The sequence below is a fragment of the Gimesia sp. genome (genome assembly GCF_040219335.1).
Lineage (GTDB): Bacteria > Planctomycetota > Planctomycetia > Planctomycetales > Planctomycetaceae > Gimesia.
This window is the reverse complement of the sequence record NZ_JAVJSQ010000014.1, coordinates 229710-252915: the sequence shown is the minus strand read 5'-3', so window position 1 is coordinate 252915 and position 23206 is coordinate 229710. Positions and strand designations below refer to the sequence as shown.

Here is a 23206-nt window from a genome sequence, read left to right as displayed (position 1 = left end):
ATCAAAGTGAGAACCTGGTTCTCGATCGTGTTTCCGGATCGCCGATCCGACATTATTTGAAATCATTCAGGAGGCTGGAAGATGGCAACTGTAGTTGACTCCTCCGATCCAAAATCAAATTTCCCGATTCAATACCGTGAATTGAATTACCTGAACTGTTCCAGTGGCTGGAAGAGCTGGTTCTTCACACTCGATCATAAACGCATTGGTATCATGTACCTGATCGGGGTGACCTGCTCATTCTTCCTGGGGGGCCTGTTCGCAGTCCTGCTGCGTACGGAACTGCTCTCACCTGACCGAGTTCTGATGGGACCCGATTCCTACAACCAGATGTTTACCCTGCACGGGGCGATCATGACCTTCCTGGTGATCATCCCCGGGGTTCCGGCAGCGATCGGGAATATCATCCTGCCGGTGATGCTGGGGGCCAAAGATGTGGCCTTCCCCCGCATGAACCTGGGCAGCTTTTACCTCTGGATGTTCGGGGCCGCCTTCTTCCTCGCAGCGATCGTGCTGGGTGGACTGGATACCGGCTGGACCTTCTACACACCTTACAGTGTCACCACCAGCACCGCGGTGATCACGGCCCTGCTGGGGGTCTTCATTCTGGGTTTCAGTTCGATCTTTACCGGGCTGAACTTCATCGTGACAATCCACACGATGCGTCCTCCCGGAATGACCTGGTTCAAAATGCCCCTGTTCCTCTGGGCTCTGTATGCAACCGCACTGATTCAGATTCTGGCAACTCCCGTTTTGGGGATCACCGGTCTCCTGCTGATCGTCGAACGGGCTTTCCACATCGGGATCTTCGATCCGGCACTCGGGGGTGACCCTGTGCTGTTCCAGCACTTCTTCTGGTTCTACTCACACCCTGCTGTGTACGTGATGATTCTGCCGGCCATGGGTGTGGTTAGTGAAGTGATCGCCGTCCACAGCCGCAAGCACATCTTCGGATATCGGTTCATCGCCTACAGTAGTATCGCGATCGCCATGTTCGGCTTCCTCGTCTGGGGACACCATATGTTTGTCTCCGGTCAGTCTCGGGTTGTGGCTGTGATCTTCAGTGCGATTACCTTCAGTGTGTCGATTCCCTCGGCGATCAAGGTCTTCAACTGGCTGACCACGATGTATAAAGGTTCGATTCGCTTTACCACCGCGATGTGCTACGGTCTGGCGTTTATCTTTATCTTCTCTATCGGTGGTCTGACCGGGCTCTTCCTGGCAACACTCGCCACCGACGTCCACCTGCACGATACCTACTTCGTAGTGGCTCACTTCCACTACGTGATGATGGGGTCTTCGCTGGTCGGTCTGTTCGCCGCAGTTCACCACTGGTGGCCTAAGATCAGCGGTAAGATGTTCAGCGAGACCTGGGGACGGATCGCCTGCCTGGGGGTCTTCCTGGGCTTCAACCTGACCTTCTTCCCACAGTTCCTGCTGGGAACCCGGGGTATGCCTCGCCGGTACTACACTTACCTGGAAGAATTCCAGGGTCTGCACATCATGTCTACCTGTGGTGCCTACCTGCTGGGACTGAGTTCGGCCCTGATGGCTGGTGTCCTGATTTACTCGGTATACCGTGGCAAGAAAGCACCTGCGAATCCCTGGGGAGGAGCTTCCCTGGAATGGCAGTGCTCTTCACCACCACCACATAATAACTTCGATCATCCTCCCCTGGCCGGCGATCCCTACATCATGGAATCGGTGGTTTACAACGAGGAAATCGGAGGATACGTTCCCGTTGAATGTCAGGGGGATAACAAGCAATCTGTGACCGCATCAGGAGATAAAGAAGCTTAATGAATACCGCGGCCACCACCACAACAGACGAACATTCAGACGCCCACGATCATGAGCACCATGATCCCCGGCTGGCGCATCACTTCGACTCGCATCAGCAGCAGTTCGATACCGGTAAACTGGGTATCTGGCTGTTCCTGGTCACTGAAGTGCTGTTCTTCAGCGGTCTGTTCGGCTTCTATGCCGTCTATCGTTCACTGCACCCTGAGGTCTTTGTCTATGCCAGCCAGTTCCTGGATACGACCCTCGGGGCAGCTAATACCATCGTACTGCTCTTCAGCAGTCTGACCATGGCCTGGGGCGTCCGTTGTGCCCAGCTGGGACAGACACGCGGATTGCTGACCTGTCTGGTGATCACCTTGGGTTGTGCAGCGATCTTCCTGGGTGTCAAATCCTTTGAATACACCGAGAAAGCACACCACGGTCTGCTCTGGGCTGGTGCTTATGTCAGCCCGGAACACCACGGTGAAGAGCATGTCGATCCGGAAAAGGCTCCCGGAGCCGCAGCGGCAGCTGCCCTCGAAGCCGAAGCCATCGAAGCTGAAAAAGAGGAAGCACACGCTGAAGAAAGTCACAACGAAGGTGACACGCTCTTCGAAAAAACCAAGGCCACACTGTCTTACATGACCCTCGTTCTCTGGGTGGTTATCGTACTCTCTGGTGTTGCCTTCGGAGCACTCATTAAAAATCCGAATAAGAAAAATCTGGCGACCATCGCCGGTTGTTTCCTGGTCTCCGCGGTCGGAATGCAGCTCGGTGCTTATGCCAGCATCGGCTATCATGCCTTCGGTCATCATGAAGAGCCCACCAAACAGGAAATCCAGATGGCAGAAACTGCTCCCATTGAATATGCCGAGCAGACTGAGAAAGTGCCTGAGCCCAAACTGGCCGGTACCTTCTTCAGTGTTTACTTCTGCATGACCGGCTTGCACGCCATCCATATTATCGGTGGTATGATCGCCATCAGCTGGTTGATTGTGCGGACGGTCAACGGTGCCTTCACAACTTACTATTTTGGTGCAGTCGATTTCGTCGGTCTGTACTGGCACCTGGTTGACCTCATCTGGATCTACCTGTTCCCGCTGTTGTACCTGATCAACTAGCGTCATTGATATTCCAAGTAATTCCTCAAGGAGTGGTTCGCCACTTCGAAGTGAAACAGATAAAGAGACGAAAGAATTCATCATGTCAGATCATGTTGAAAGTGATGCTCACGCAGAAGAAGCTCAGAGCTGCCACGTACACATCGTTCCGGTAAAAGTGCTGGTCGGTGTCTTCCTGGCCCTGGTGTTTCTGACCATCGTGACCGTGGAAGCTGCCAAGTACGATACCGGCAGCCTGGATGTGATTGTCTCCATGGCGATCGCGACAGCGAAGGCATCCCTGGTGGTCTTCATCTTTATGCACCTCTGGTACGACAAACCATTGAACCGCATCACCTTCTTCTTCTCGATCTGTTTTGCGGCCTTCTTCCTCTGTATGATCCTCCTCGATTCGCATGCTTACGATAATTACGTCAAGGGATTCCAGGAAGATAACGCACCAGTAGAAGCTGCACCAACCGCTGCACCCGCGCCCGCTGCCCCGGCTGGCGAGCAGGCTGCACCAGCGGCAGCCCCTGAAGCAGCCGAAAAAAAGGCCGCTCCCGAGGCGAAGGCTGAGAAAGCTCCTGAAGCAGAGTCGAAGCCGGCTCCTGAAAAGCCAGCCGCTGATAAGAAGTAATCTTGAATTTGCCCGGGCTGTGACAGAAAATAGAACTGAGCCACAGGAGGCTCAGTTCTGATATTCCACGTTTCGTTTTTCGCTTTCAGTGCGATGGCAGGTCAGCATGCCTACTTACCGGAGCCGCTCAATTCGTGATCGTTGCGCGATGTTGTTCACATCCCGCGACCGACTCAGTCAGCGGGATTTCGGGCTGGCCATCTTCCTCTTCAGCATCGCGGTTCTGTTCGTCGGAGGACTGCTGGCCTACGTGGTTGTACGCACCAGCATGGCCCAGGCATCCCAGCCCATTAACCTGGTGATCCCTCCGATTCTCTGGTTGAGCACCGCGCTGCTGATCCTGGGCAGTATTACCATTCACCGCTCACTGTATTACGTCCGGCTGGAAAAGCAGCAACAGTTTCGCAACTGCCTGAACCTCACCTTCCTGCTCGGCGGCGCTTTCTTTGTGATCCAGACCCTGGGACTGATGAACGTCTTAAGCCAGCACGGCGAACTGCTGCTCTCACTCGACCCGGCCCAGGATTCGTATCGCTACCTCAGCAGCTACGGCATGCTGTTTGCCTTCGTGCTGCTGCACGCGGTGCATTTCATCGTGGCCTTTGGTGTACTCGGTTATGTGATTTACAAAGCCTATCTCTACGAGTACGACCATGAGTATCACTGGGGCGTCCATGCCTGCTCGGTTGTCTGGCATTTCCTGGGCGTGATCTGGATCTGCATGCTGCTGCTGTTCTGCTTTGTGGGCTAAGTGGTTTCAATTCCATGTTTTAAAGTCAGATCAGAGCTGAATTGCTCGTCTCACTGGCTGCTGGTGATCATCACTGTTGTTTCTACGAAAGAAATGCAGCGATCTGTGCAGGGAGACAGTGAACCGCTATTTCCAGAGCCCTGCAGGATCTATTAAAATGAGACCCCTGATTACCGCTGGCTGGATCTCGGGTTCAGCTGAATTCACTGTCTTCTGTTGTAAGTTGCGATGCACCAATCATCCCTTCAAACCGATTCCAGCACAGAAGAAGTTCCCGAGCGAACCAGCCTGATGCGGATGGTGGTGGAGTCTGTGGTCGCACTCGCAATCGCCGTGATTCTCTTTCGGACCTTCGAAGCGGAAGGTTATATGATCTCAACGGGCTCGATGGCCCCATCACTGTTGGGTTATCACAAACAGGTTACCTGTCCCCGCTGTCATTATTCGTTTACTTACGGAGTCGCCTACGACGAATCGGTTTCCGCAAACCGTTTCCAGGGAGCCTCCGGAGAGGCTGATCTCAACGCGGGTGTGGGCGAGTACGCGACCTGTCCCAACTGCAATACGAATTCCATTGATCTGACCCACGTGCCCCGCAACGAAGGTGATCAGCTGCTGGTCTTCAAACACGCCTACTATCTGAAACCACCCCGCCGCTGGGAGGTCGTCGTGTTTCAGAATCCGATCAAACCTACCCAGGCTTATGTCAAACGGGTTGTGGGACTGCCCGGAGAAAAGGTGCAGGTCAAGCAGGGGGATCTCTACGTCAACGGTGAGATACAGCGGAAAGAATTGAAAACGCAACGCGCGGTGCGGCAACTCGTGTATGACAATCGCTATCAGCCCCAGGACGACGATTTTTTCCAGCCCCGTTTCATGCCCGTGGAAGTAGATGACGACGCAGGCGGGGCGAGCAACCGCTGGTCGCCTCGTGAGCACGGCTTTGTGCATACCGCCGATCAGGACAATCCTCTGGCGGAATCACACTGGTCGTGGGTAAAATACCAGCACTGGATCCGACAGGGGGGACACCACGAAACAAGCGTCCCACTGGAAGCCTGGCCCGCAGAAGTGGATCTGCCGGAACCGGTAATCGGCGCAGTGCACTACGATGAACAGAAACAGCAGCTCACCTGTCATGGGGCACTCTCCCCCGATGACTGCCAGCGGTGGTTAAACCAGTCCGAGGATGAAGAGTTCCGTTATGCGCTGGCACTGTTGTATGAGAAATCGCATGTGGCTCCGGTCGTCGATGATTACGCTTATAATTCGGGCGTGGAGAATCAGAAAGCGATTCCCGTGCATGACTTTATGTTTGAGTGTCAGCTGCAGGTCTCCGGGAGGGAAGGGGCCTTCGCGGTCGAAATGCAGAATGGACAGCATCAGTTTCGTACGCTGATCGACTTCGCCCAGCAGCAGGTGTCACTCTGGGTCGACGACCAGCAGCAGCCACTCCGCAGCGAACCCCTGCATGACGCGTTCCGTTCCGACCCCGTGCGGCTCGAGATGTCCGTCATGGATCGCCAGGTTCTGTGTGCCGTCGATGGAAAGCTGCTCTATCAGCCGCTGCTCTTCTCTGAGAGTACCACCCCGCGGAAGGAGATCCGCGAGCCGGTTCGCTTTGGCTGTCAGGGGGCACGAGTCCAGGTAGCCGATCTGAAGTTATATCGCGATATTCACTACACCCGCGGCAAGGGATTGCACGGCGTGGAAGAGCCCTACGAGCTCGACGAACGCAGCTATTTCGTACTGGGAGATAACAGCCCGGTATCGCTGGACAGTCGGAGCTGGGCGGATGGCAAGGTGGATCGCAAGTACCTGCTGGGTAAGCCTTTTCTGGTGCATCTCCCCTCCCGGCAGGGGGAAGTCAAATTCGGGAATCATATCGGACACATACGCATTCCAGATTTCTCCCGGATTCGCTATATTCACTGATCAGGGGTTGGTTTTCTTTATGATCATTTTTCGTCTCATTTGAAGAAAAACGCCCATAAACCAGCGCGAACGGCGAATAATGGGAACGGGCGAACAAAGCTGGTTCCGCTTTCGCATGCGATAAATTGACAGGTTGGCATTGATGACCAAAAAAATCGAGAAATCAAAGCTGAAAACATTTCTGGCAGAACGGGCTGAGAAAAAACAGGCTGAGTCCGAAACTCCTCGTTCCCGCCATAATGAAGTCCGCGATACGATCGAATCGATCATTATTGCGCTGGTGTTCGCATTTGTGTTCCGGGCTTATTCGGCTGAAGCGTTCGTCATTCCCACCGGTTCCATGGCCCCCACACTCTACGGTCGGCACAAGGAGCTGACCTGTCCTTCATGTGGCGTCAAATATGCCGTCGGTGCCAGTGATGAACTGATTGAGAAGACAGAGTATTACCGACCCGATTTAAAAGTGACCGGTGCGCTCTGTCCCAACTGTCGCTACTATGCTGACCTGCGGGAAGCGATGCCGTTTACCGGGGATCGGATAATCGTCAATAAATTCCCCTTTGAGTTCGGCGATCCTGATCGCTGGGATGTGATTGTCTTCAAATATCCGGAGGCGTCGCAGACCAATTACATCAAACGCCTGGTCGGACTGCCTGGCGAGGAAATCCAGATTTCCCGCGGCGATGTTTACGCCCGCAAAAGCGATCAGGAACCGTTTCAGATTCTCCGCAAAGACAACCTGGAAAAACAGCTGACGGTTCAGCAACTGGTCTATGATGATGATTATCCACCCCGCGAAATTCTGCAGTATGGCTGGCCCGAACGCTGGTCTCCCATGCAGCAGGTAGCCGCCGGCGAGACGAAGTTCCAGAGGCTGAGCAAGTCCAACTGGGTGATCGATCAGGAATCGCGGGCCTATCAATATCAGGGGGAATCCCTCAAGCAGGCTGACGCGAAACTGGAATGGCTGCGCTATCAGCATGTGGTGCCTCAGACATCAGAGTGGGCTCTGCTCCAGGAAAACCCGGAACTGTTTCAGCAGTCGATCCTGTCCTCTCCTCCCCGGCCCCGACTGATCAGTGATTTTACCGCCTATAACAGCTACACCGGGGGTACCACCGAGGGATATTACATCTACGACGCTGCCTTCTGGGTCGGGGATCTCACACTCAGTTTCGATGTAGAGATCGAGAATGCCGAAGGAGAACTGTTCGTGGAACTGATGCGCGGCGATCGGCATTACCGCGTCAAGTTTGACGTAAAGACCGGCAAAGCGACCCTCTACTACGTGGAAGATTATCCCAACCCCGAACCGGTGGAGACCGAATTAACGACCGTCGAAACCTCATTGCAGGGAGCGGGCGCTCATCAGATCATGTTTGCGAACGTCGATCAGCGGCTCTGTCTCTGGATTGACGGGGATCTGGTGGAACTGCAGGGCAAGTCAGAGTACAAGCCGACAGCGACACACGATCCACGGGAAGGCGACCTGGCACCAGCGGGAATCGCGGGCCGGGGACTCAATTTCAACGTCTCCCATCTGCTGCTGCAAAGAGACATCTACTACCGTGCGGACGAGTATTATCAGAAGCTGGAAATTCCAGGCGAGCATAAACATCTCTGGGAGCTCCTCTACGATCCGGCTGCCTGGAGTCGTGAGTATGAAGATCATCACCAGAAAGTCACGTTTGCACAAATGTCTGATGAAGAATTCTTCGTGCTCGGCGATAACTCCGCCCGCAGTGCCGACAGTCGTTTGTGGGGCAATGACCGGGGGGCAGAACGTCGTCACGCCGTCCCGCGTACAGCCCTGGTCGGGAAAGCCTTCATGATCTACTGGCCGCATGGAATTCCGTTTATGAATGATGGTCGCGGCTACTCACCCGATGTGGGACCGCTCAAACGGTTTTTCTACCATCAGACGGCTCCCGGATCTTATCCCAAGGACCCCTATGCCAAGCTGTCGTTCCCCTTTTACCCCAATTTTACCCGCATGAAACGCATTCGCTAAAGCCGGGGAATTCCGCTGAAAATCACTATTCAGCCAGATCCTCGAATGTAGTAAAATCCGTGTTCGTTAATTTTCGAGTTGCAGTTTCGTCAAGGAGGACGGCTACGATGCCATTGCTGGAATGCGTCGGTCTGGTCAAGGATTATCCGGGTAAACGGGCCGTCGACGGCGTCGATTTTTTCGTGGAACGGGGCGAGATCGTCGGTCTGCTGGGACCCAACGGGGCCGGTAAGACGACCACCTTCCGCATGGCCTGTGGAATGGTTGCTCCCACGAAGGGCCGTGTCTACCTGGAAGATACCGATGTCACCTCCTGGCCCATGTACAAACGGGCGCGTAAGGGCATGGGGTACCTGCCTCAGGATGAGAGTGTCTTTGTCAAACTCTCGATTGAAGACAACATCTACGCCATCCTGGAGTTCCTCGACCTGAATCGCCGTCAGCGACGCGAGACCGTCGATCGACTGCTGGATCAGTTCGGATTGACCGCCAAGCGGAAGCAGATTGCTTCGACCCTCTCCGGGGGGGAACGTCGGCGTCTGGAAATTGCCCGCTGCCTGGCCAGCTCTCCGGAACTGATTCTGCTGGACGAACCTTTCACCGGGATTGACCCGGTTACGATTCATGATATTCAGGATATCATTGCCGACCTGCGTGACAGTGGGATCTCGATTCTGTTGACGGACCACCGTGAACGTGAGACACTGACCATTACGGACCGCAGCTATATCATCAGTGCGGGGCAGGTACTCGTCAGTGGGGACGCGGAAACCGTGCTCAGCGACGAATCAGCCCAGGCGCTGTACTTCGGAAAGCGGTTCGACAAGGGCTCGATCATCGAAGGTCGCGAAGCCTTTGGAACCCGCGGATTTGAACGAGACGCTGCCTGAGAGCCTCTCAGAGAGGCTTCAGGCTTCTTCGTGATAGCGACCCGGCTGCCAGCGGATGGCGGCACGACCAATGCACATGGCGTCTGTCAGGCGATCCATACAAATCCCTGCTGCGGGCAACAGAATCAGATCGCCGGGTGTGGCCGGTTCATATCCGTTCTGGCTGACAACCTGCTCCAGACGTGCCAGGATCGTGGGGATTGTCGACGAGATGGAATTGCCGTAGTTGGGCAGATTATTCAGGAAGTCGGCTTCGATGGGTACCTGCTTCGCGGCTGCAATCATCGCTTTGAGCAGCTTGCCACTGGGCTGATGCGGGGCAATCAGGATGCGGCCGGGTTCGTCGGCAACTTCGTGATATGATTTCAGGCAGGCATTCAACATGAAATCAACGCCATTCAGGAATACCGATTCCCCATCCATGTGCATCACAAGCTTATGCTCGGGCTGACCACGGAAATCGAACATGTCGCCTTGTTCGGTCCAGAACAGAGGGACGTCGGGTTTACGACGTTCTTCAGGAATGATCTCGACAGCGGTCTCTACGTGCAGCAGTTCGTGTCCCGGTCCACGCCAGAGGGTGGTGCCGGTGGCGCCGGCGGAAACTATGCCGCAGAACGCTTTGTCAGACGAATCGTGCCAGTGCTCGGGGGTTTCGACCGTGAGCAGCGGGATATGTACCCGTTCGGGGAGTTCCTGCAGCAGTTGTGCGGCCCGGTTCAGGAGTTGTACAAAGCCGACACAGCCATAATTGAAGGGGATGAAGCGTTCTGTCGGTACGCCCAGCTTTTCGGAAAGCTGATCGCAGAGCTGACGGGCTGACTGGTTATTGGTGTGTGAATGACAGAGCAGAATTGCCGGACACTCGTTCCAGTCAAAGCCGACGCGAAACTGGAGTTTCTCCGCAATCGCGACCGCAATGTCCAGTGGACAGAGATCGGGCTGCAGCAGGCGGCGTGTCTCAATACCCGTAGAACGACTAATGGCTTTCACGCTGGAAAACCCGGCCGTTACGCCCTGGTGAGAAAGGGTGTAGACACTTTCATTATCCAGTAATTCAAACAGATCCGCGTGATCTGCCAGATCTACAATATCTGTAAGTGCTAGTCCATTAATCTGCATAAAGTAATCCCAACCTAACTATTGCAGAAAGGGAATCCATAACCCCGCAATCGTCTGAGTATGCTCAACAATAGTTGAAAGTGCAATTGTATCTGTAGAATTGAAGATGTTTTTTTATGAAGTCGAAATCGCTTTTTGGCGGGTCAACCTGACTCGATATGTCACTCAGTGCCTGAGTGTTCACAGATTCCAGGAAAGTACTGCCAGCAACGTCATCAAGGCCCCCATGATGATGATTGCTGTAAAGAAAAAACGTATCGAACGTTTGATAATAATTTCAGGAATCTCGTAACGGGTCGCATTATAAACCAGACTGATCACCGCCAACAGGGGAATCAGGTAAACTATCGCATTAACCTGGTTCGCGAATAGAAGTGAAACAGACATGTTGATGTGCCTTTTCTGGCTTATGTTAAAATGGAGAGAGTGGTGTGAATAGGTGTCTACGTTGTGGCGGGTGAAGGCTCTTTGTCGGAGGATGGCTTTTCTTCCTCCTCGTCTCCCCGGCCGTAGGCAGGGCCTTCAAACGCGTCCCAGATCGCCAGCAGGTTCAGGAGACCCGCGATCCAGGTAAACACGACGGCAAACTCATACCGTTTTCCCAGCTCTTTATTGATGTCATCCAGCTCACTTTCACTGAGTGGCATCTCGAACCAGTTCAGGAAAGGCCGTGGAATACTCCCTTCAATGTGTCCGGTGTCGGTTCGCTGTCCCCCCTCTTTGCGGATGACCGCACACTCCAGGGCTCTGCGCTGATTTCCTCCCAGAGGCAGCCCGATTCCGATCGGATCCGCCAGTTCCAGGGGGTCAATCGGTTTTCCGTCCAGGGTGCCCTCGAAGGCACCTCTGACCTCAGGTCCGAACTCACCATCGATGGATTTCAACCGGATGGTGCCCTCCAGCACACCGCTGATGGTTTTTCCGTCATTGCCTCGATCCAGCAGCGTTCCTTCAAAAGAAGCTTCCAGTGGCAGATCCATCTGGTAAGGCTGCGACTGAAAATAGCCTGCATCCAGATCGTTGCGGGCCAGGTTGCCTGGCGCCGCCTGTTTATGGAACCGGGAGTTCTGTACCAGTGCGGGCAGGGCCGGCAGACCGACTCCAACCTGGGCAAAGTAACCCAGATTCCGCTTCCCCTGCCAGGACTGATAATAGACCGTTTTCCAGTCGCCCAGTGCCATTCCACAGAAGAACGTGCTCAGAATACAGAAGCAGTAAATCGCTCCTTTAAAGGTGCGGCCCTGGTAAAAGTGACCTGCTCCTGGAATCAGGAACCCGAGCACTGCAGCGACAGCCGGATTTTTTAATTCAATTTGATTTTGACTGTCAGCCATTCTGGGGTCCTCGGGCAGTTCCCTGGTCAAATCTGGGTTCGGGCAATTCGTTTCCGGATAGAGAATCTTAGTCTTATCTTCAGGAAATCAGAAGAGCGCTCTGAATGCATCCTGGTCTTGATTCTGTCTCAGGCGGGACTATGTAGTGTATCTGATCCGGATAAACAGGACCAGAGCAACCTCAAGTCATTATTTTTAAATGAGTTGAGGCATCTGGTCCTGACTGGGTTCTGGCCCGGAATCCCTGCCGGATTTACTGTGCACCCTCGGCCCGATTGGACCACCAGGGCAGGCTGATTCCACCATCAATCGTGGTAGTACCGCCGGTCATGTAATCGGCATCGGGACTGGAGAGGAAAGTCACCAGTTTGCCGACTTCATTCGGGGTTCCCAGTCGTTTCCAGGGGATGTTTTCCGCACCTGCCTGCAACTGCTCATCAGTAAAGAACTTCCGCTCACCGGGAGTGTCAATCCAGCCGGGATGGACGGTATTCACACGGATGCGATGTTGAGCGAATTCGATGGCAGCGGTACGTGCCATATGGTCGATGGCGGCTTTCGCCATGTTGTAAGCGGCTGAGGTCGGAATCGCGATGACCGCATGCGGAGAGCTGATGACGACAATGGAGCCTCCTGAACCCTGTTTGGTCATCTGGGCGGCAGCCGCCCGAACGCCAAAAAAGGCACCCCACATGGTCACATCGATGGTCCGTTTGAAACCTTCCATATCGGCTTCCAGGATCAGTTCCCGATCGCTGTAGGCAGAGTTGGAAACGAATAGCTCAAGACTGCCAAACTCTTCAACAGTCTTGGCCACAGCGGCTTCGACTGAGGCCTGATCAGAGACATCAGCCTGGACAGTGATGGCTTTCACGCCGTAAGAGCGGGCTTCTTCAGCTGCTTCTTCCGCTTCTTCGGGATGGGAGCGATAATTGATCGCCACATTGGCGCCTGCTTTGGCCATTTCAATCGCACATCCTCGACCGATGCCCCGGGAGGCGCCCGTCACGAGCGCATTTCGCCCTTCCAGTTTCATTGTGATCGTTTCCTTCGTGTTGATTGTCTCTAACAGGTTAAAGATGCCGGTAAACTGTTTCAGCAGCACCGACAATCTGAGTTATAGCGACCGGGGACTCCGGTGGGAAGCCGCAGACTGGCTCTGAGAATGCCCCCGTAAATGGTGATTTTCGGGAGCCTTTCACCGGAATTCGCTTAACCGGTCAATGCGAGCCGCAGGTTGCTGTACTATCAATGTAAACGAGCGGCGTCCTAAAACAAAGAAAACCGAGGAGCAATCTCTGCTCCTCGGCAAAATCTTTATCCGGAATACTCTGGATTGAGGCGGGGGGTCAGCCCGGTTAGAGACTCAATCAGGCAGAGAAGCTGCTGCCGCATCCGCAGGATTTGACAGCATTGGGGTTATCGAATGTGAAACCGCGTTTGTCGAGGCCTTCGTAGTAGTCTACGGTGGTACCGTCGAGGAACAGGCTGCTCTTCTTGTCGACAACGACTTTCACTCCGTGTTGTTCGGAAATGGTATCGTTTTCTTCGTTGTATTCAGCTGGTTCAACGAATTTAAAGTCGTACGAGAAACCACTGCAACCACCGGAAACGATCCCGATACGTAAGAGAGAATCTTCACTGTAATTGGAATTCTCTTTGAAACGCTTCAGTTCGTTGGAAGCATTTTCAGTAATTGTGACAGCCATGGAAAATAATCTCCAATTGAAAAAAGTCTGGTTGCTTGACCCGCGCATTGAGTTTATCGGCAAAAACAGGTCAAAAATCTGAAATTCACCACGGGTAGGAGCGAGCCTGTTTGCCGTTATTGAGCTCCTGTTATTATAGCAGGGTTTCAATCTTTTCCGAGATGCATTTTGCTCAGATCTGATCAAACAGGCGAGATTCGTCTTAAATATATTTATCGCAAAGCGGGACTCCTTTCAAGTGCTGAAATGAAAGGGTTTTGGGCTTCCAGGCCAGGTTCGGACAGAGGGACTCCTATTCGTATATGTGGAGCAATAAGTCTGGTATTGTGTGAGGGACACTGAACATCCTCTTTTGCACTTACGGCACTTCGGCCCTAAAATGCGAAGAGAAATTATCTTCTGAAACACATACTGAGGGCAGACGATATGAACACCGCAAAAGAAGTGATGCTGTTGAGTGAAATGGAACCCGGACAGATGGCGGACAGTTTTGTCCTGCTTGTTTCCCGGCAGCGTTCCAACACGCGGGACGGGAAACCTTATTTTCGGGTCCAGTTCCGCGACCATGCGACAGTGGCCACCGCGATGATCTGGAGCGACACTACCTGGTTTGAAGACTGTGAGACCAACTGGAGCGAGGGGGAGTTCTACAAAGTCCGTGCCCGCTATGACGAAAGTAAGTACGGTCCGCAACTGGACATTGACCGCATTCGTCCAGTGAATGACGAAGACGCCGAGGATGGATTCGACTCCGGCCTGTATTTTAAACGTTCTCGTTACTCCAGTGTTGAGATGTTTGCAGAGCTGACGGACATTGCCCGCGAACAGATTACCGAGGAACCCTTGCGCGATCTGGTGCTGGACATCCTGGATGAATATGCAGACCAGATCAAAGTGATCGCTGCGGCCAGCAGAAATCATCATGCGTTCACCGGAGGCTTTCTGGAACATGTACTTTCAGTTACACGGACCGCCTGTTATCTGGCCGACAAATACAGCGACTATTACCGGGAGATGCAACCGCCGCTGAACAAATCTCTGGTGGTAGCAGGGGCCATCCTGCACGACATCGGCAAGCTGATCGAACTCGATTACAAACCGCATGCCTCCAGCTATACACCAGCGGGACGATTGATCGGCCATATCCTGCTGGGCCGCGATCTCGTACGGGAGCACGCCCGAAAATTTGAGGAACTCAGCCCTGAGACACTGCTGCGACTGGAACATATGATTGTCTCGCATCAGAATCTGCCCGAATGGGGCTCGCCCATCGCCCCGCATACCCCGGAAGCACTGCTGGTGCATTATGCAGATGATGTGGATGCGAAGTTCCACATGATGGCCACCACGCTGGAAAATATCCTGCCCGGAAACGAAGATGCGTTTTCCGGACGCGATAATGCCCTGCGGCGGAGTATCTTTCTGGGGCTGAAAACGCCAGAATAATAGAGAATACATTCCAGGGCTGACGGGAATTGTCCAGAGCCTGTATAAGATCAGAGAAAAGAATAAGATCAGAGAAAAGAAAAGCGACGATGAAATTTACCAAGATGCACGGAGCCGGCAACGACTACGTCTATGTCAACTGTTTTGAAGAGTCCCTCCCAGAGGACATTGCCAGCCTGGCGATGGCGGTCAGCGACCGGCACAAAGGCATCGGATCGGACGGACTGATTCTGATTTGCCCGTCGGAAAAAGCCGACGCCCGCATGCGGATGTTCAATGCAGATGGCAGTGAGTCGGAAATGTGCGGGAACGGCGTGCGTTGTGTCGCGAAGTACGTTTACGATCATGGGATCGCGAAACAGCAGACATTGAAGATCGAAACCGGTGCTGGTGTACTGCATCTGGACCTGGAACTGGCGGGAAGCCGCGTCAGTCAGGTGCGGGTCAACATGGGACAGCCGATTCTCAAAAGCGCCGAGATTCCCACGCTGCTCCCCGGCGATCCCCCGGTCGATGCCGATCTGGATCTGGGTGATCAGAGCCTGAAAGTGACCTGTGTATCCATGGGGAACCCGCACTGTATTACCTTCGTTGACGAACTCAATGATCACTGGGTGCATGGCATCGGACCGAAAGTAGAAGTGCATCCGATGTTCCCCAATCGGGTCAACGCGGAATTCATCGAAGTCGTTTCTCCTTCTGAACTGAAGATGCGCGTCTGGGAGCGAGGTTCCGGCGAAACCCAGGCTTGTGGCACCGGAGCCTGTGCTTCTGCGGTGGCCGGTGTTTTGACGGGTCGGTCTGAACGAAATGTGCTTATCCACTTGCCCGGCGGTGATTTACGGCTCGAGTGGGCCGAGGCGGGAGAAGTCTATATGACCGGTCCTGCTGTCGAAGTCTACGAGGGAATCTGGACGGGGCCTCAATAAATGGTAGCCTGTGAGGAGCAGACGGACATTTTCCGGATCTGGTCTTGCAGTAAAATTATAGAACTGATAAACCTCGGCTTCTCTCATTCTCAACAATGAATTTCAATTCCAAACCCACTGCCAGAACATCAGACAATCGGCTGTTGTCGGCGCTGCGTGAATTACATCCGGGCATGCCCATTGGATGGAAACTGCGGCTGCTGTTGATTTGCTGGAGTCTGTTTCTGATCGGCGGATTTTGGGTTGCGATTCGAATTCAGCCGGATCCGCGAGGCTTCGGTTCACATCAACAACTCGGTTTTGCACCCTGCGTCATCAAAAATCAATTCTCAATTCCCTGTCCCAGTTGTGGGATGACAACTTCCTTTTCACATTTTGTTCGAGGTCAGTTAAGTCAGTCTGCCCAGGCCAATACGTCCGGGTTGATTCTGGCACTGGTCTGTCTGGCTATGATTCCCTGGTCCTGGATCAGTGTGTATCACAGACGGCTCTGGCTGATCTCCAATCCTGAACTCTGTCTGCTCTGGCTGATCTGTGGTCTGACTTCGATCACCGTGATGGAGTGGGCTTTCAGGATGACATGTTAATACTTACGCCACATCAGCGCGTGAGAACCCGCCTTTCAAATCAAATCTATCACAACAAATCTTAGCGGTTCATGCCAAGGATGGCTGAAATGATGCGACTGAAACAACAGATCGAAAGCAGACTCTCCACTCCCCGACGCTATTGCGTCGTGGTGCTGCTGGCGCTGGTCTGTCTGGAGGCCAGCGGATGTTCTCTGGGCGTAATGGCCGGAAAATTATTCTTTGGCGATCCCCTGGTCACCTGCGAATTTACCAGGCGGACCAACATCGATCTGTCGGAAGAACATAAAAAGGTCCTGGTGATCTGTTCGACTCCCGAATCGATCCGTTCCGATTATCCGTCCCTGAATTACGATCTGCTGGAACAGATTACTTACGATCTGAAGCGTCGGGAAATCGTGGTTCAGGATACCGGTGAAGTCGCGACCTGGCTCGATGACAACGGTGGCGTCTGGAACGACGTGGATCAACTGGCGGAAAACTTCGAGGTCGATTACATCATTCACGTCGACATCGACGAGTTCGATTACCGCGAGCCCAACAGCCCGAACCTGCTTCGCGGAAAAGCATACGGTACCGTCTCTGCCTATGAAGTGCAGGATGTCGACGGGTATCGCCGGGCACTGTCTGTCTTCGAGACCAACTACACCTCAGAGTTTCCGAGCCATATGCCGGTCTCAATTGAACAGGAATCTCCCAAAGTCTTCAGAAAGAAATACCTTGATCGCATCGCCGATCAGATTGGTCGCTTCTTCTATAACTACCATTCCAGTGAAGAAATTTACTAATCGTCACTTTCAGTTTGGTGCAGGACAGCAGACCAGAACATCAATTCGGAGTTGTGAAGGATCACACGATGAACAGTTTTTCGTTGAAACAACGTATTCATAAACGGTTTTTGCAGGCAGTCAGCAAGCTGGCACTGGTGCTGATATTGTGTACGACGCTGTCGGGCTGCAACTATTTCATCCTGCTGGGTTACCTGATCGGGGGGCCGCCTTCGATTGAGCCGGACTTCGATGCCCAGACTTCAAAGTCACTGACCGACAAGGATGTAACCGTCGCGATCGTCTGTTATGCACCACTGGAACTGCAGTACAACTTCGATGGCATTCACAACGACCTGGCGAAGTACACCACCTTCCAGTTGCATCAGCATGGAGTGAAGATGGTCAATCCTGATCGGATTCGTGCCTGGATGGATGAGAACCCGGACTGGGACAAGCCGGAAGAAATCGGCGAAGCCTTCGATGTGACATACGTGATTCATATCGAACTGCATAAATACAGTCTCTACGAAGAAAACAGTTCTGACCTCTACCGTGGTCGCGCCGAAGGGATGGTCACGGTCTATGAAATGGATGAAAACGGCGAAGGCGATAAACTCTACAGCAAAGAGATCACGTCCTTCTATCCGCTCAGGGCTCCGCGGGCGACCTCGGAAGTCACGTTCTCCAAGTTCAAGAAAGAGTACCTCTCGCGACTCAGCGATGAAATCGGCCGTCTGTTCTATGAGTACTACCGCGGCGACGACTTCACTCATGCCATCTGATTCGAGCTGAGCCCACTCTTGCATGTCTGCTTCTGAAGCGTTACTTTCAGAGCGATGAAGTGCGGGACCATCGAGGTGCCCGCCGGTGAAAGACGTTGAGTTTCAATCAGAGTGACGTCATGTCGATCAGCAAACAGGAACTGGTAGAGCGCAGTCAGGTGGTCCTGGCGCATGCCTGGATGGTGCGCACGTTTATCAAGCACTGCGATGAAGTCGACGATTACCCGGAGCTCATGGGAATCACGCGGGCTGTCTTTGATGCTTCGCGGGCACTGGAAACCCGCGTGGATGATCCGGACGCGTATCTCAAGATGCTCCGCAAAAAAATCAGTCGGCTCCGCAAAGCCACTGATCAGTTTGCACTGGATGCGCCGGAAGCATCACTGCACACCAACTTTGAGCAGGCTGTGATCTCAATGAAAGGCTGCACCCAGGCGCTCGAAGCATTACTGGCAGACGTCGAAGAGTAGTTCCGCTCGAGTCGAATTACTCTTCTTTGGTCGCATCCAGTACCGCCAGGAACGCCTTCTGGGGAATCTCGACCTGGCCGAACTGCTTGAGGCGTTTCTTGCCCTCTTTCTGTTTTTCCCACAGCTTGCGCTTACGGGTGATGTCACCACCGTAACACTTGGCGGTCACATTTTTGCGGAGGGCTTTGATCGTCTCGCGGGCGATGATCTTTCCGCCAATCGCGGCCTGAATCGGGATTTCAAACTGGTGCTTCGAGATTTCCTCTTTGAGCCGCTTCGCCAGACCGCGCCCACGACGCTCGGACTGTGAGCGGTGCACGATCGTGGAGAGGGCATCGACGCGTTCCCCTTTGACGAGGATGTCCATCTTGACCAGATCGGCTGCACGGTAGCCGATGATATCGTAGTCCATCGTACCGTAACCCTTGGTCGCGCTTTTCAGGCGGTCGTACATGTCGTAGACGATTTCCGCCAGTGGCAGTTCGTAAACCAACTGTGCCCGGTTGGTTCCCAGGTACTCGGTATTCTTGTAGATCCCGCGGCGGTCGGAACAGAGCTGCATGATGGTGCCGATGTTCTCTGCAGGCAGGATGAAATTCACCAGCGCGATCGGTTCGCGAAATTCTTCGATGCGGCTTGCATCGGGAACATCCTGCGGGTTATCGAGGTGTAAAACTTCGCCGCTGCGCTCCAGGATTTCGTAAGTCACGTTGGGCGCGGTCTGTAACAGGTCGATATTGAATTCCTGTTCCAGACGCTGCTGAATGATTTCCATGTGCAGCATGCCCAGGAAGCCGCAACGGAAGCCGAAGCCCAGAGCGTCACTGGTTTCTGGTACGAAACTGAAACTGGCGTCGTTGAGGCTCAGCTTCTGCAGCTCTTCACGCAACTTTTCAAAGTCGGTGGCTTCGATGGGATACATCCCGCAGAACACCATCTGTTGTGGAGTCTGGTAACCGGGCAGAGGGGCAGCCGGCAGCTTTTTGGGGTCGGCGATGGTATCCCCCACGTGAACCTGGCTGAGTTCTTTCGCACCACTGACCAGGTAACCTACCTGTCCGGGCCCCAGCGACTTGACGGCTTTCATGTGCGGAGTGAACTGGCCGATCTCGATAATGTCCAGCTTGGTACCGCCCCGCATCAGGACGACTGTCTGGCCTTTCTCTACCGTTCCCTGGACCACGCGGACGTAGGTAACAACGCCGCGGTAATGATCGTACTTGCTGTCGAAGACCAGTGCCTGCAGTGGTGCACTGGGATCGCCACTCGGAGGGGGGATGCGTTCGACGATGGCATCGAGCACGTCTTCAATGCCGATCCCGCTCTTGGCGCTGACTTTGAGTGCTTCTTCGGGGTCGAGACCGACGACCGATTCAACTTCTTCCAGCACTTCGTCGATCCGGGTGACAGGCAGGTCGATTTTATTGACGACCGGAATGATCGACAGGTCGGCGTTGATGCAGGCGTAGGCGTTTGCGACGGTCTGGGCCTGCACACCCTGAAAGGCGTCGACGAGCAGCAGCGCGCCTTCACAGGCAGCCAGGCTGCGGGAGACTTCGTAATGGAAGTCGACGTGACCGGGGGTGTCGATCAGGTTCAGCTCGTATGTTTCACCTTTGTATTTGTGGTGAATCACTACCGTGCGGGCTTTGACCGTAATTCCGCGTTCCTGCTCAATCTGCAGGTCATCCAGAATCTGGTTTTTGAATTCCCGCTCCGTGATGGCGCCGGTTTTCAGGAGCAGCTGGTCAGCCAGCGTACTTTTCCCGTGGTCAATGTGTGCTACGATCGAAAAATTTCGAATCAGACGGGGCTCAGTTGCCATAAAGGTATCTCGGTTTCCTGTCGTTCAGACCGCCCGGCGTTTATTCTACCGGGCACGTTTTAATTTTATTCTGCTTTGAGGCAGGCCAGTCGCGCACAGCCGGCGACGCCAATGTATCCGGCGTCTGCTCCGAGTTCTGCGTAGTCGATGATCGTGTTCTCGTAGGGAACCGAGAACGCGCGTTGTTGGACCTCTTCCTTGATGCGCTGCAGGAAACGATCTCCCTGGGCAGTACCCTTGCCTCCGAATGTCACTGCACCGCCGAACAGAACCATGTCCGGATCGATGGTGTGCATCAGGTTTGTCGTGCCGACTCCCAGGCAGCGGGCGGATTCCATAATCAGCTCTGTTGCCAGTTCGTCGTTTTGTTCTCCGGCCTCGGAGATCAGCAGGGGAGTCAGTTCCTGGCCCTGCTGCAGCATGTCATTCAGGACGGACTCGCGACCGGCGTCCAGCTGTTCCTGGCAGCGCTTTACCAGGGACGTGCCACCCGCGTAAGCTTCGAGTGTACCATATTGTCCTGAATCACATAACCGTCCTTCATCCATCTGGATGACGATGTGTCCACATTCGCCTCCGTGTGAGTGACGACCTTCGATGATCATTTCGTCTATAATAATACCACATCCAATGCCCGTGCCCAGTGTCCAGAACACCAGACTATGAGCCTCGCGGGCACCGCCGATCCAGTATTCTCCATAGGCGGCCGCGTTGGCATCGTTCTGGTAGATCGTCGGTTTGCCGCCGTAATGATCACAGACGGTCTGGCGGATCGGAAAACCTTTCCAGGTCGGAAGGTTCGGCGGATCGACCAGTTTGCCCCCGGGAATATCCATCGTGCCGGGAGTGGCGATACCGATGGCTTTGATGTCATCCATCGTCAGCCGACAGTTAGCCAGGGCATCGTCGATGGCCTGGTAGATGTTTTTCAGGCCCGCCTCAACGCCTGAAGGGACGTCGGTGCTCGTTTTACAGAAGGCAAGTGTCTGGCCGGCATCATCAACGATACCGACCTTGACGTTCGTACCACCGATATCAATGCCGACAAAATAAGGTTCTTGAGGCTTTGTCGGATTCATGTTGCCTGGGGTTCCTCTGTATTTCTCTGGAATTCTGGAACGACTCTCAAACGTGCCCCGAATGAGGCTGGGGCAGTCTCAATCATTGCCTTGAAGACGTAAGTTGATTGTGGCAGGGGAAAACAGCAATCGACGTCAGTTCAGAGGGAGGTCCGGATACACGTGAGAAGTATAGCCGAGCAGGCAGGGGGGATGCAATCATCAGCACGGCAATTCAGGCTCCCGAACCCGGCATTTCAGGCATGAGAGCGTGCTCAGAAGAACTTTGCAGAAAATCAGTGCCGGCCCGGGAAAGAACCTTGGCGCCCTGTCTGATTTGGGACAGGATGAAATATCGACTCGCTTACCTGCCTCCCCGATTCAACCCCGAGGTCACAATATGATACGTCGCTTCGTCTGCTCCGCTTTGCTCCTTCTCTGTGGATTCTGTTTCTCCAGTACCCTTGTCAGCCTGCACGCCGCTGAAAAAGCAGCACGGCCGAATATCGTGCTCTGCATGACCGACGACCAGGGCTGGGGCGAAACTTCCTTTAACGGACATCCCGTAATCAAGACGCCGCATCTGGATGATATGGCTGCCTCTGGTCTGCGGCTGGACCGCTTTTATGCAGCAGCGCCCGTCTGTTCGCCTACTCGAGGCAGTTTTCTGACCGGACGACACCCGAACCGCTTCGCCTGCTTCAGCTGGGGACATACCTTGCGTCCGCAGGAAGTCACAGTCGCTGAGGCGGTCAAGTCTGCCGGTTACACAACCGGTCACTTCGGGAAATGGCACCTCGGTTCGGTGCAGGCTAACAGTCCTGTCTCTCCGGGGAACAGCGGCTTTGACGAATGGGTTTCGAGTCCGAACTTCTATGAAAACGATCCTTACATGAGCCATAACGGAATGGTCGAGCAGCTCAAGGGAGAAAGTTCTCGCGTCACCGTCGATGCGGCGCTCGACTTCATGAAGGGAGCTCAGAAAAAAGAGCAGCCCTTCCTGGCAGTCATCTGGTTTGGTAATCCGCATCTGCCCCACGAGGCGGTGGACGAACTCAAATCCCTGTATCCCAATCAGAATTCTGCTTTCCAGAACTATTTTGGTGAAATCAGCGGCGTCGACCGCGCAATGGGGCATCTGAGAAGGCAGCTCCGTGATCTGGGGCTCGCGGAAAATACTCTGCTCTGGTTCACCAGCGATAACGGTCCCCGACCTCCCCAGTTCAAAAAAGACGGACCCCGCTCTCAGGCGACCGGCGGTCTGGCCGGTTATAAAGGGAACCTCTGGGAAGGGGGCATTCGCGTGCCATCCCTGATCGAGTGGCCAGCGGTCATCAAGAAACCGGAAATCTCAGACATGCCCTGCGGCACCATTGACATCTATCCGACAGTGCTTGCTGTGACCGGCGCGAAGGTCTCACATCAGCCTACGTTGGATGGTGAAAGCCTGCTGCCCCTCATCGAAGGACACAAAATGTCCCGTAACAAACCGATGGGTTTCTGGACCTATCCCACGAAGGGGCATCCTAAACGCAGCACGGATATTCTACTGGCGCTGCAGAAACAGCAGTCTCCCGGCAAACCCAACCCACCCGGACCGGTTCCGGATGCCGATGCAGGCAGTCTGAAAACACAGTATTCCCAGGATAAACTTCCGGGTTCTGCTGCACTGATCGACGGCGATTATAAAGTCCTGAAAATGGAAAACAAAAAGGGGACGCCGAAATTCACACTGTATAATCTCAAGCAGGATCCATCCGAACAGCATGATCTGTCCAAACAGGATCCGCAGCGGTTCAAGAAGATGAAAGCCGCCCTGGAAGGCTGGCAGCATTCAGTGGTTGATAGCCTGAATGGCAAAGACTACGCCGATTGAGTTGCATCACTTTGCGGAGGAAACGCTGAAAATTCCGACTCCCAGCCGCCGTGCGATTGCATTTGGTTCACTGGGTTGACCATAATCGATTTTATAAACATTCATAAGGAAATCGAAGGCGGCACCTTCTGTGCAGACGCAGTCGCTTTCCCTGCCTGTTTCCGTATCAGCTTACCTGTCATCCACGAT

General features: G+C 54.0%; 21 protein-coding genes. 14 read left to right on the top strand and 7 right to left on the bottom strand.

Going from position 1 to position 23206, the window contains the following annotated elements:
* The first annotated feature begins 81 nt into the window (after nt 1-81).
* From RID21_RS12690 to lptB, 7 genes are all read left to right on the top strand, one after another.
* Nucleotides 82-1800, top strand: a complete 1719-nt coding sequence (locus RID21_RS12690) for a cytochrome c oxidase subunit I (protein WP_350189354.1) — start codon at nt 82-84, stop codon at nt 1798-1800.
* Entirely contained in the window at nt 1800-2903 is a 1104-nt protein-coding gene (locus RID21_RS12685) for a cytochrome c oxidase subunit 3 (protein ID WP_350189352.1), read from the top strand. The genes RID21_RS12690 and RID21_RS12685 overlap by 1 nt, the downstream gene beginning before the upstream one ends.
* Before the next feature lie 82 nt (nt 2904-2985).
* Nucleotides 2986-3522: a cytochrome C oxidase subunit IV family protein gene (locus RID21_RS12680; protein ID WP_350189350.1), complete on the top strand. Its 537-nt coding sequence runs from the start codon at nt 2986-2988 to the stop codon at nt 3520-3522.
* 148 nt (nt 3523-3670) lie between these two features.
* The gene (locus RID21_RS12675) at nt 3671-4273 is read left to right on the top strand and encodes a cytochrome c oxidase subunit 3 (RefSeq protein WP_350189348.1); all 603 of its coding nucleotides are present in this window, start codon (nt 3671-3673) and stop codon (nt 4271-4273) included.
* A 228-nt stretch (nt 4274-4501) separates the two neighbouring features.
* Nucleotides 4502-6208: a signal peptidase I gene (lepB, locus tag RID21_RS12670; RefSeq protein WP_350189346.1), complete on the top strand. Its 1707-nt coding sequence runs from the start codon at nt 4502-4504 to the stop codon at nt 6206-6208.
* A 142-nt stretch (nt 6209-6350) separates the two neighbouring features.
* Complete coding sequence (gene lepB / locus RID21_RS12665; RefSeq protein WP_350189344.1) at nt 6351-8219, top strand: signal peptidase I; 1869 nt, start codon at nt 6351-6353, stop codon at nt 8217-8219.
* Nucleotides 8220-8326: 107 nt separating this feature from the next.
* Nucleotides 8327-9109, top strand: a complete 783-nt coding sequence (lptB, locus tag RID21_RS12660) for an LPS export ABC transporter ATP-binding protein (RefSeq protein WP_145045079.1) — start codon at nt 8327-8329, stop codon at nt 9107-9109.
* A gap of 18 nt (nt 9110-9127) precedes the next feature.
* On the opposite strand, the gene RID21_RS12655 is transcribed toward lptB, so the two are convergent.
* The 5 genes from RID21_RS12655 to RID21_RS12635 form a co-directional block, all read right to left on the bottom strand.
* Entirely contained in the window at nt 9128-10231 is a 1104-nt protein-coding gene (locus RID21_RS12655; RefSeq protein WP_350189342.1) for a hypothetical protein, read from the bottom strand.
* 180 nt (nt 10232-10411) lie between these two features.
* The gene (locus RID21_RS12650) at nt 10412-10618 is read right to left on the bottom strand and encodes a hypothetical protein (protein WP_145115004.1); all 207 of its coding nucleotides are present in this window, start codon (nt 10616-10618) and stop codon (nt 10412-10414) included.
* A gap of 56 nt (nt 10619-10674) precedes the next feature.
* A complete protein-coding gene (locus tag RID21_RS12645; protein WP_350189340.1) occupies nt 10675-11565 on the bottom strand; it encodes a DUF6677 family protein in 891 nt (296 codons plus the stop codon).
* Between the two features lie 253 nt (nt 11566-11818).
* Complete coding sequence (locus tag RID21_RS12640; protein ID WP_350189338.1) at nt 11819-12601, bottom strand: SDR family NAD(P)-dependent oxidoreductase; 783 nt, start codon at nt 12599-12601, stop codon at nt 11819-11821.
* Nucleotides 12602-12935: 334 nt separating this feature from the next.
* The gene (locus tag RID21_RS12635) at nt 12936-13274 is read right to left on the bottom strand and encodes a HesB/IscA family protein (protein ID WP_145045069.1); all 339 of its coding nucleotides are present in this window, start codon (nt 13272-13274) and stop codon (nt 12936-12938) included.
* 426 nt (nt 13275-13700) lie between these two features.
* On the opposite strand from RID21_RS12635, the gene RID21_RS12630 reads away from it, so the two are divergent.
* The 6 genes from RID21_RS12630 (at nt 13701) to RID21_RS12605 (ending at nt 18258) form a co-directional block, all read left to right on the top strand.
* Nucleotides 13701-14720 carry a 3'-5' exoribonuclease YhaM family protein gene (locus tag RID21_RS12630; RefSeq protein WP_350189336.1) on the top strand — a complete coding sequence of 340 codons (1020 nt, stop codon included), beginning with the start codon at nt 13701-13703 and terminating at the stop codon, nt 14718-14720.
* Nucleotides 14721-14809: 89 nt separating this feature from the next.
* The gene (gene dapF, locus RID21_RS12625; RefSeq protein ID WP_350189334.1) at nt 14810-15649 is read left to right on the top strand and encodes a diaminopimelate epimerase; all 840 of its coding nucleotides are present in this window, start codon (nt 14810-14812) and stop codon (nt 15647-15649) included.
* A 95-nt stretch (nt 15650-15744) separates the two neighbouring features.
* Nucleotides 15745-16236: a DUF2752 domain-containing protein gene (locus tag RID21_RS12620; protein ID WP_350189332.1), complete on the top strand. Its 492-nt coding sequence runs from the start codon at nt 15745-15747 to the stop codon at nt 16234-16236.
* An 89-nt stretch (nt 16237-16325) separates the two neighbouring features.
* The gene (locus RID21_RS12615) at nt 16326-17024 is read left to right on the top strand and encodes a hypothetical protein (RefSeq protein ID WP_145192577.1); all 699 of its coding nucleotides are present in this window, start codon (nt 16326-16328) and stop codon (nt 17022-17024) included.
* 68 nt (nt 17025-17092) lie between these two features.
* Nucleotides 17093-17788 (top strand): hypothetical protein, encoded by a 696-nt coding sequence (locus tag RID21_RS12610; protein WP_350189330.1) that lies wholly within the window; start codon nt 17093-17095, stop codon nt 17786-17788.
* Between the two features lie 119 nt (nt 17789-17907).
* Nucleotides 17908-18258, top strand: a complete 351-nt coding sequence (locus RID21_RS12605; RefSeq protein WP_350189328.1) for an amidohydrolase — start codon at nt 17908-17910, stop codon at nt 18256-18258.
* A 16-nt stretch (nt 18259-18274) separates the two neighbouring features.
* Here the strand turns inward: RID21_RS12605 and lepA are convergent, their stop codons facing one another.
* Nucleotides 18275-20083 carry a translation elongation factor 4 gene (gene lepA, locus RID21_RS12600; protein WP_145192571.1) on the bottom strand — a complete coding sequence of 603 codons (1809 nt, stop codon included), beginning with the start codon at nt 20081-20083 and terminating at the stop codon, nt 18275-18277.
* Nucleotides 20084-20148: 65 nt separating this feature from the next.
* The gene (locus tag RID21_RS12595; protein ID WP_350189326.1) at nt 20149-21162 is read right to left on the bottom strand and encodes an ROK family protein; all 1014 of its coding nucleotides are present in this window, start codon (nt 21160-21162) and stop codon (nt 20149-20151) included.
* A gap of 379 nt (nt 21163-21541) precedes the next feature.
* Between RID21_RS12595 and RID21_RS12590 the strand changes: the two genes are divergently transcribed.
* Nucleotides 21542-23017 carry a sulfatase family protein gene (locus RID21_RS12590; protein ID WP_350189324.1) on the top strand — a complete coding sequence of 492 codons (1476 nt, stop codon included), beginning with the start codon at nt 21542-21544 and terminating at the stop codon, nt 23015-23017.
* Nucleotides 23018-23206 lie beyond the last annotated feature (189 nt).

What these genes read in the sequence shown, in the direction of transcription:
- RID21_RS12690 (WP_350189354.1), top strand. Translation starts at nt 82, where the DNA reads ATGGCAACTGTAGTTGACTCCTCCGATCCAAAATCAAATTTCCCGATT.
- RID21_RS12685 (WP_350189352.1), top strand. Translation starts at nt 1,800, where the DNA reads ATGAATACCGCGGCCACCACCACAACAGACGAACATTCAGACGCCCAC.
- RID21_RS12680 (WP_350189350.1), top strand. Translation starts at nt 2,986, where the DNA reads ATGTCAGATCATGTTGAAAGTGATGCTCACGCAGAAGAAGCTCAGAGC.
- RID21_RS12675 (WP_350189348.1), top strand. Translation starts at nt 3,671, where the DNA reads ATGTTGTTCACATCCCGCGACCGACTCAGTCAGCGGGATTTCGGGCTG.
- lepB (WP_350189346.1), top strand. Translation starts at nt 4,502, where the DNA reads ATGCACCAATCATCCCTTCAAACCGATTCCAGCACAGAAGAAGTTCCC.
- lepB (WP_350189344.1), top strand. Translation starts at nt 6,351, where the DNA reads ATGACCAAAAAAATCGAGAAATCAAAGCTGAAAACATTTCTGGCAGAA.
- lptB (WP_145045079.1), top strand. Translation starts at nt 8,327, where the DNA reads ATGCCATTGCTGGAATGCGTCGGTCTGGTCAAGGATTATCCGGGTAAA.
- RID21_RS12655 (WP_350189342.1), bottom strand. Translation starts at nt 10,231, where the DNA reads ATGCAGATTAATGGACTAGCACTTACAGATATTGTAGATCTGGCAGAT.
- RID21_RS12650 (WP_145115004.1), bottom strand. Translation starts at nt 10,618, where the DNA reads ATGTCTGTTTCACTTCTATTCGCGAACCAGGTTAATGCGATAGTTTAC.
- RID21_RS12645 (WP_350189340.1), bottom strand. Translation starts at nt 11,565, where the DNA reads ATGGCTGACAGTCAAAATCAAATTGAATTAAAAAATCCGGCTGTCGCT.
- RID21_RS12640 (WP_350189338.1), bottom strand. Translation starts at nt 12,601, where the DNA reads ATGAAACTGGAAGGGCGAAATGCGCTCGTGACGGGCGCCTCCCGGGGC.
- RID21_RS12635 (WP_145045069.1), bottom strand. Translation starts at nt 13,274, where the DNA reads ATGGCTGTCACAATTACTGAAAATGCTTCCAACGAACTGAAGCGTTTC.
- RID21_RS12630 (WP_350189336.1), top strand. Translation starts at nt 13,701, where the DNA reads ATGAACACCGCAAAAGAAGTGATGCTGTTGAGTGAAATGGAACCCGGA.
- dapF (WP_350189334.1), top strand. Translation starts at nt 14,810, where the DNA reads ATGAAATTTACCAAGATGCACGGAGCCGGCAACGACTACGTCTATGTC.
- RID21_RS12620 (WP_350189332.1), top strand. Translation starts at nt 15,745, where the DNA reads ATGAATTTCAATTCCAAACCCACTGCCAGAACATCAGACAATCGGCTG.
- RID21_RS12615 (WP_145192577.1), top strand. Translation starts at nt 16,326, where the DNA reads ATGATGCGACTGAAACAACAGATCGAAAGCAGACTCTCCACTCCCCGA.
- RID21_RS12610 (WP_350189330.1), top strand. Translation starts at nt 17,093, where the DNA reads ATGAACAGTTTTTCGTTGAAACAACGTATTCATAAACGGTTTTTGCAG.
- RID21_RS12605 (WP_350189328.1), top strand. Translation starts at nt 17,908, where the DNA reads ATGTCGATCAGCAAACAGGAACTGGTAGAGCGCAGTCAGGTGGTCCTG.
- lepA (WP_145192571.1), bottom strand. Translation starts at nt 20,083, where the DNA reads ATGGCAACTGAGCCCCGTCTGATTCGAAATTTTTCGATCGTAGCACAC.
- RID21_RS12595 (WP_350189326.1), bottom strand. Translation starts at nt 21,162, where the DNA reads ATGAATCCGACAAAGCCTCAAGAACCTTATTTTGTCGGCATTGATATC.
- RID21_RS12590 (WP_350189324.1), top strand. Translation starts at nt 21,542, where the DNA reads ATGATACGTCGCTTCGTCTGCTCCGCTTTGCTCCTTCTCTGTGGATTC.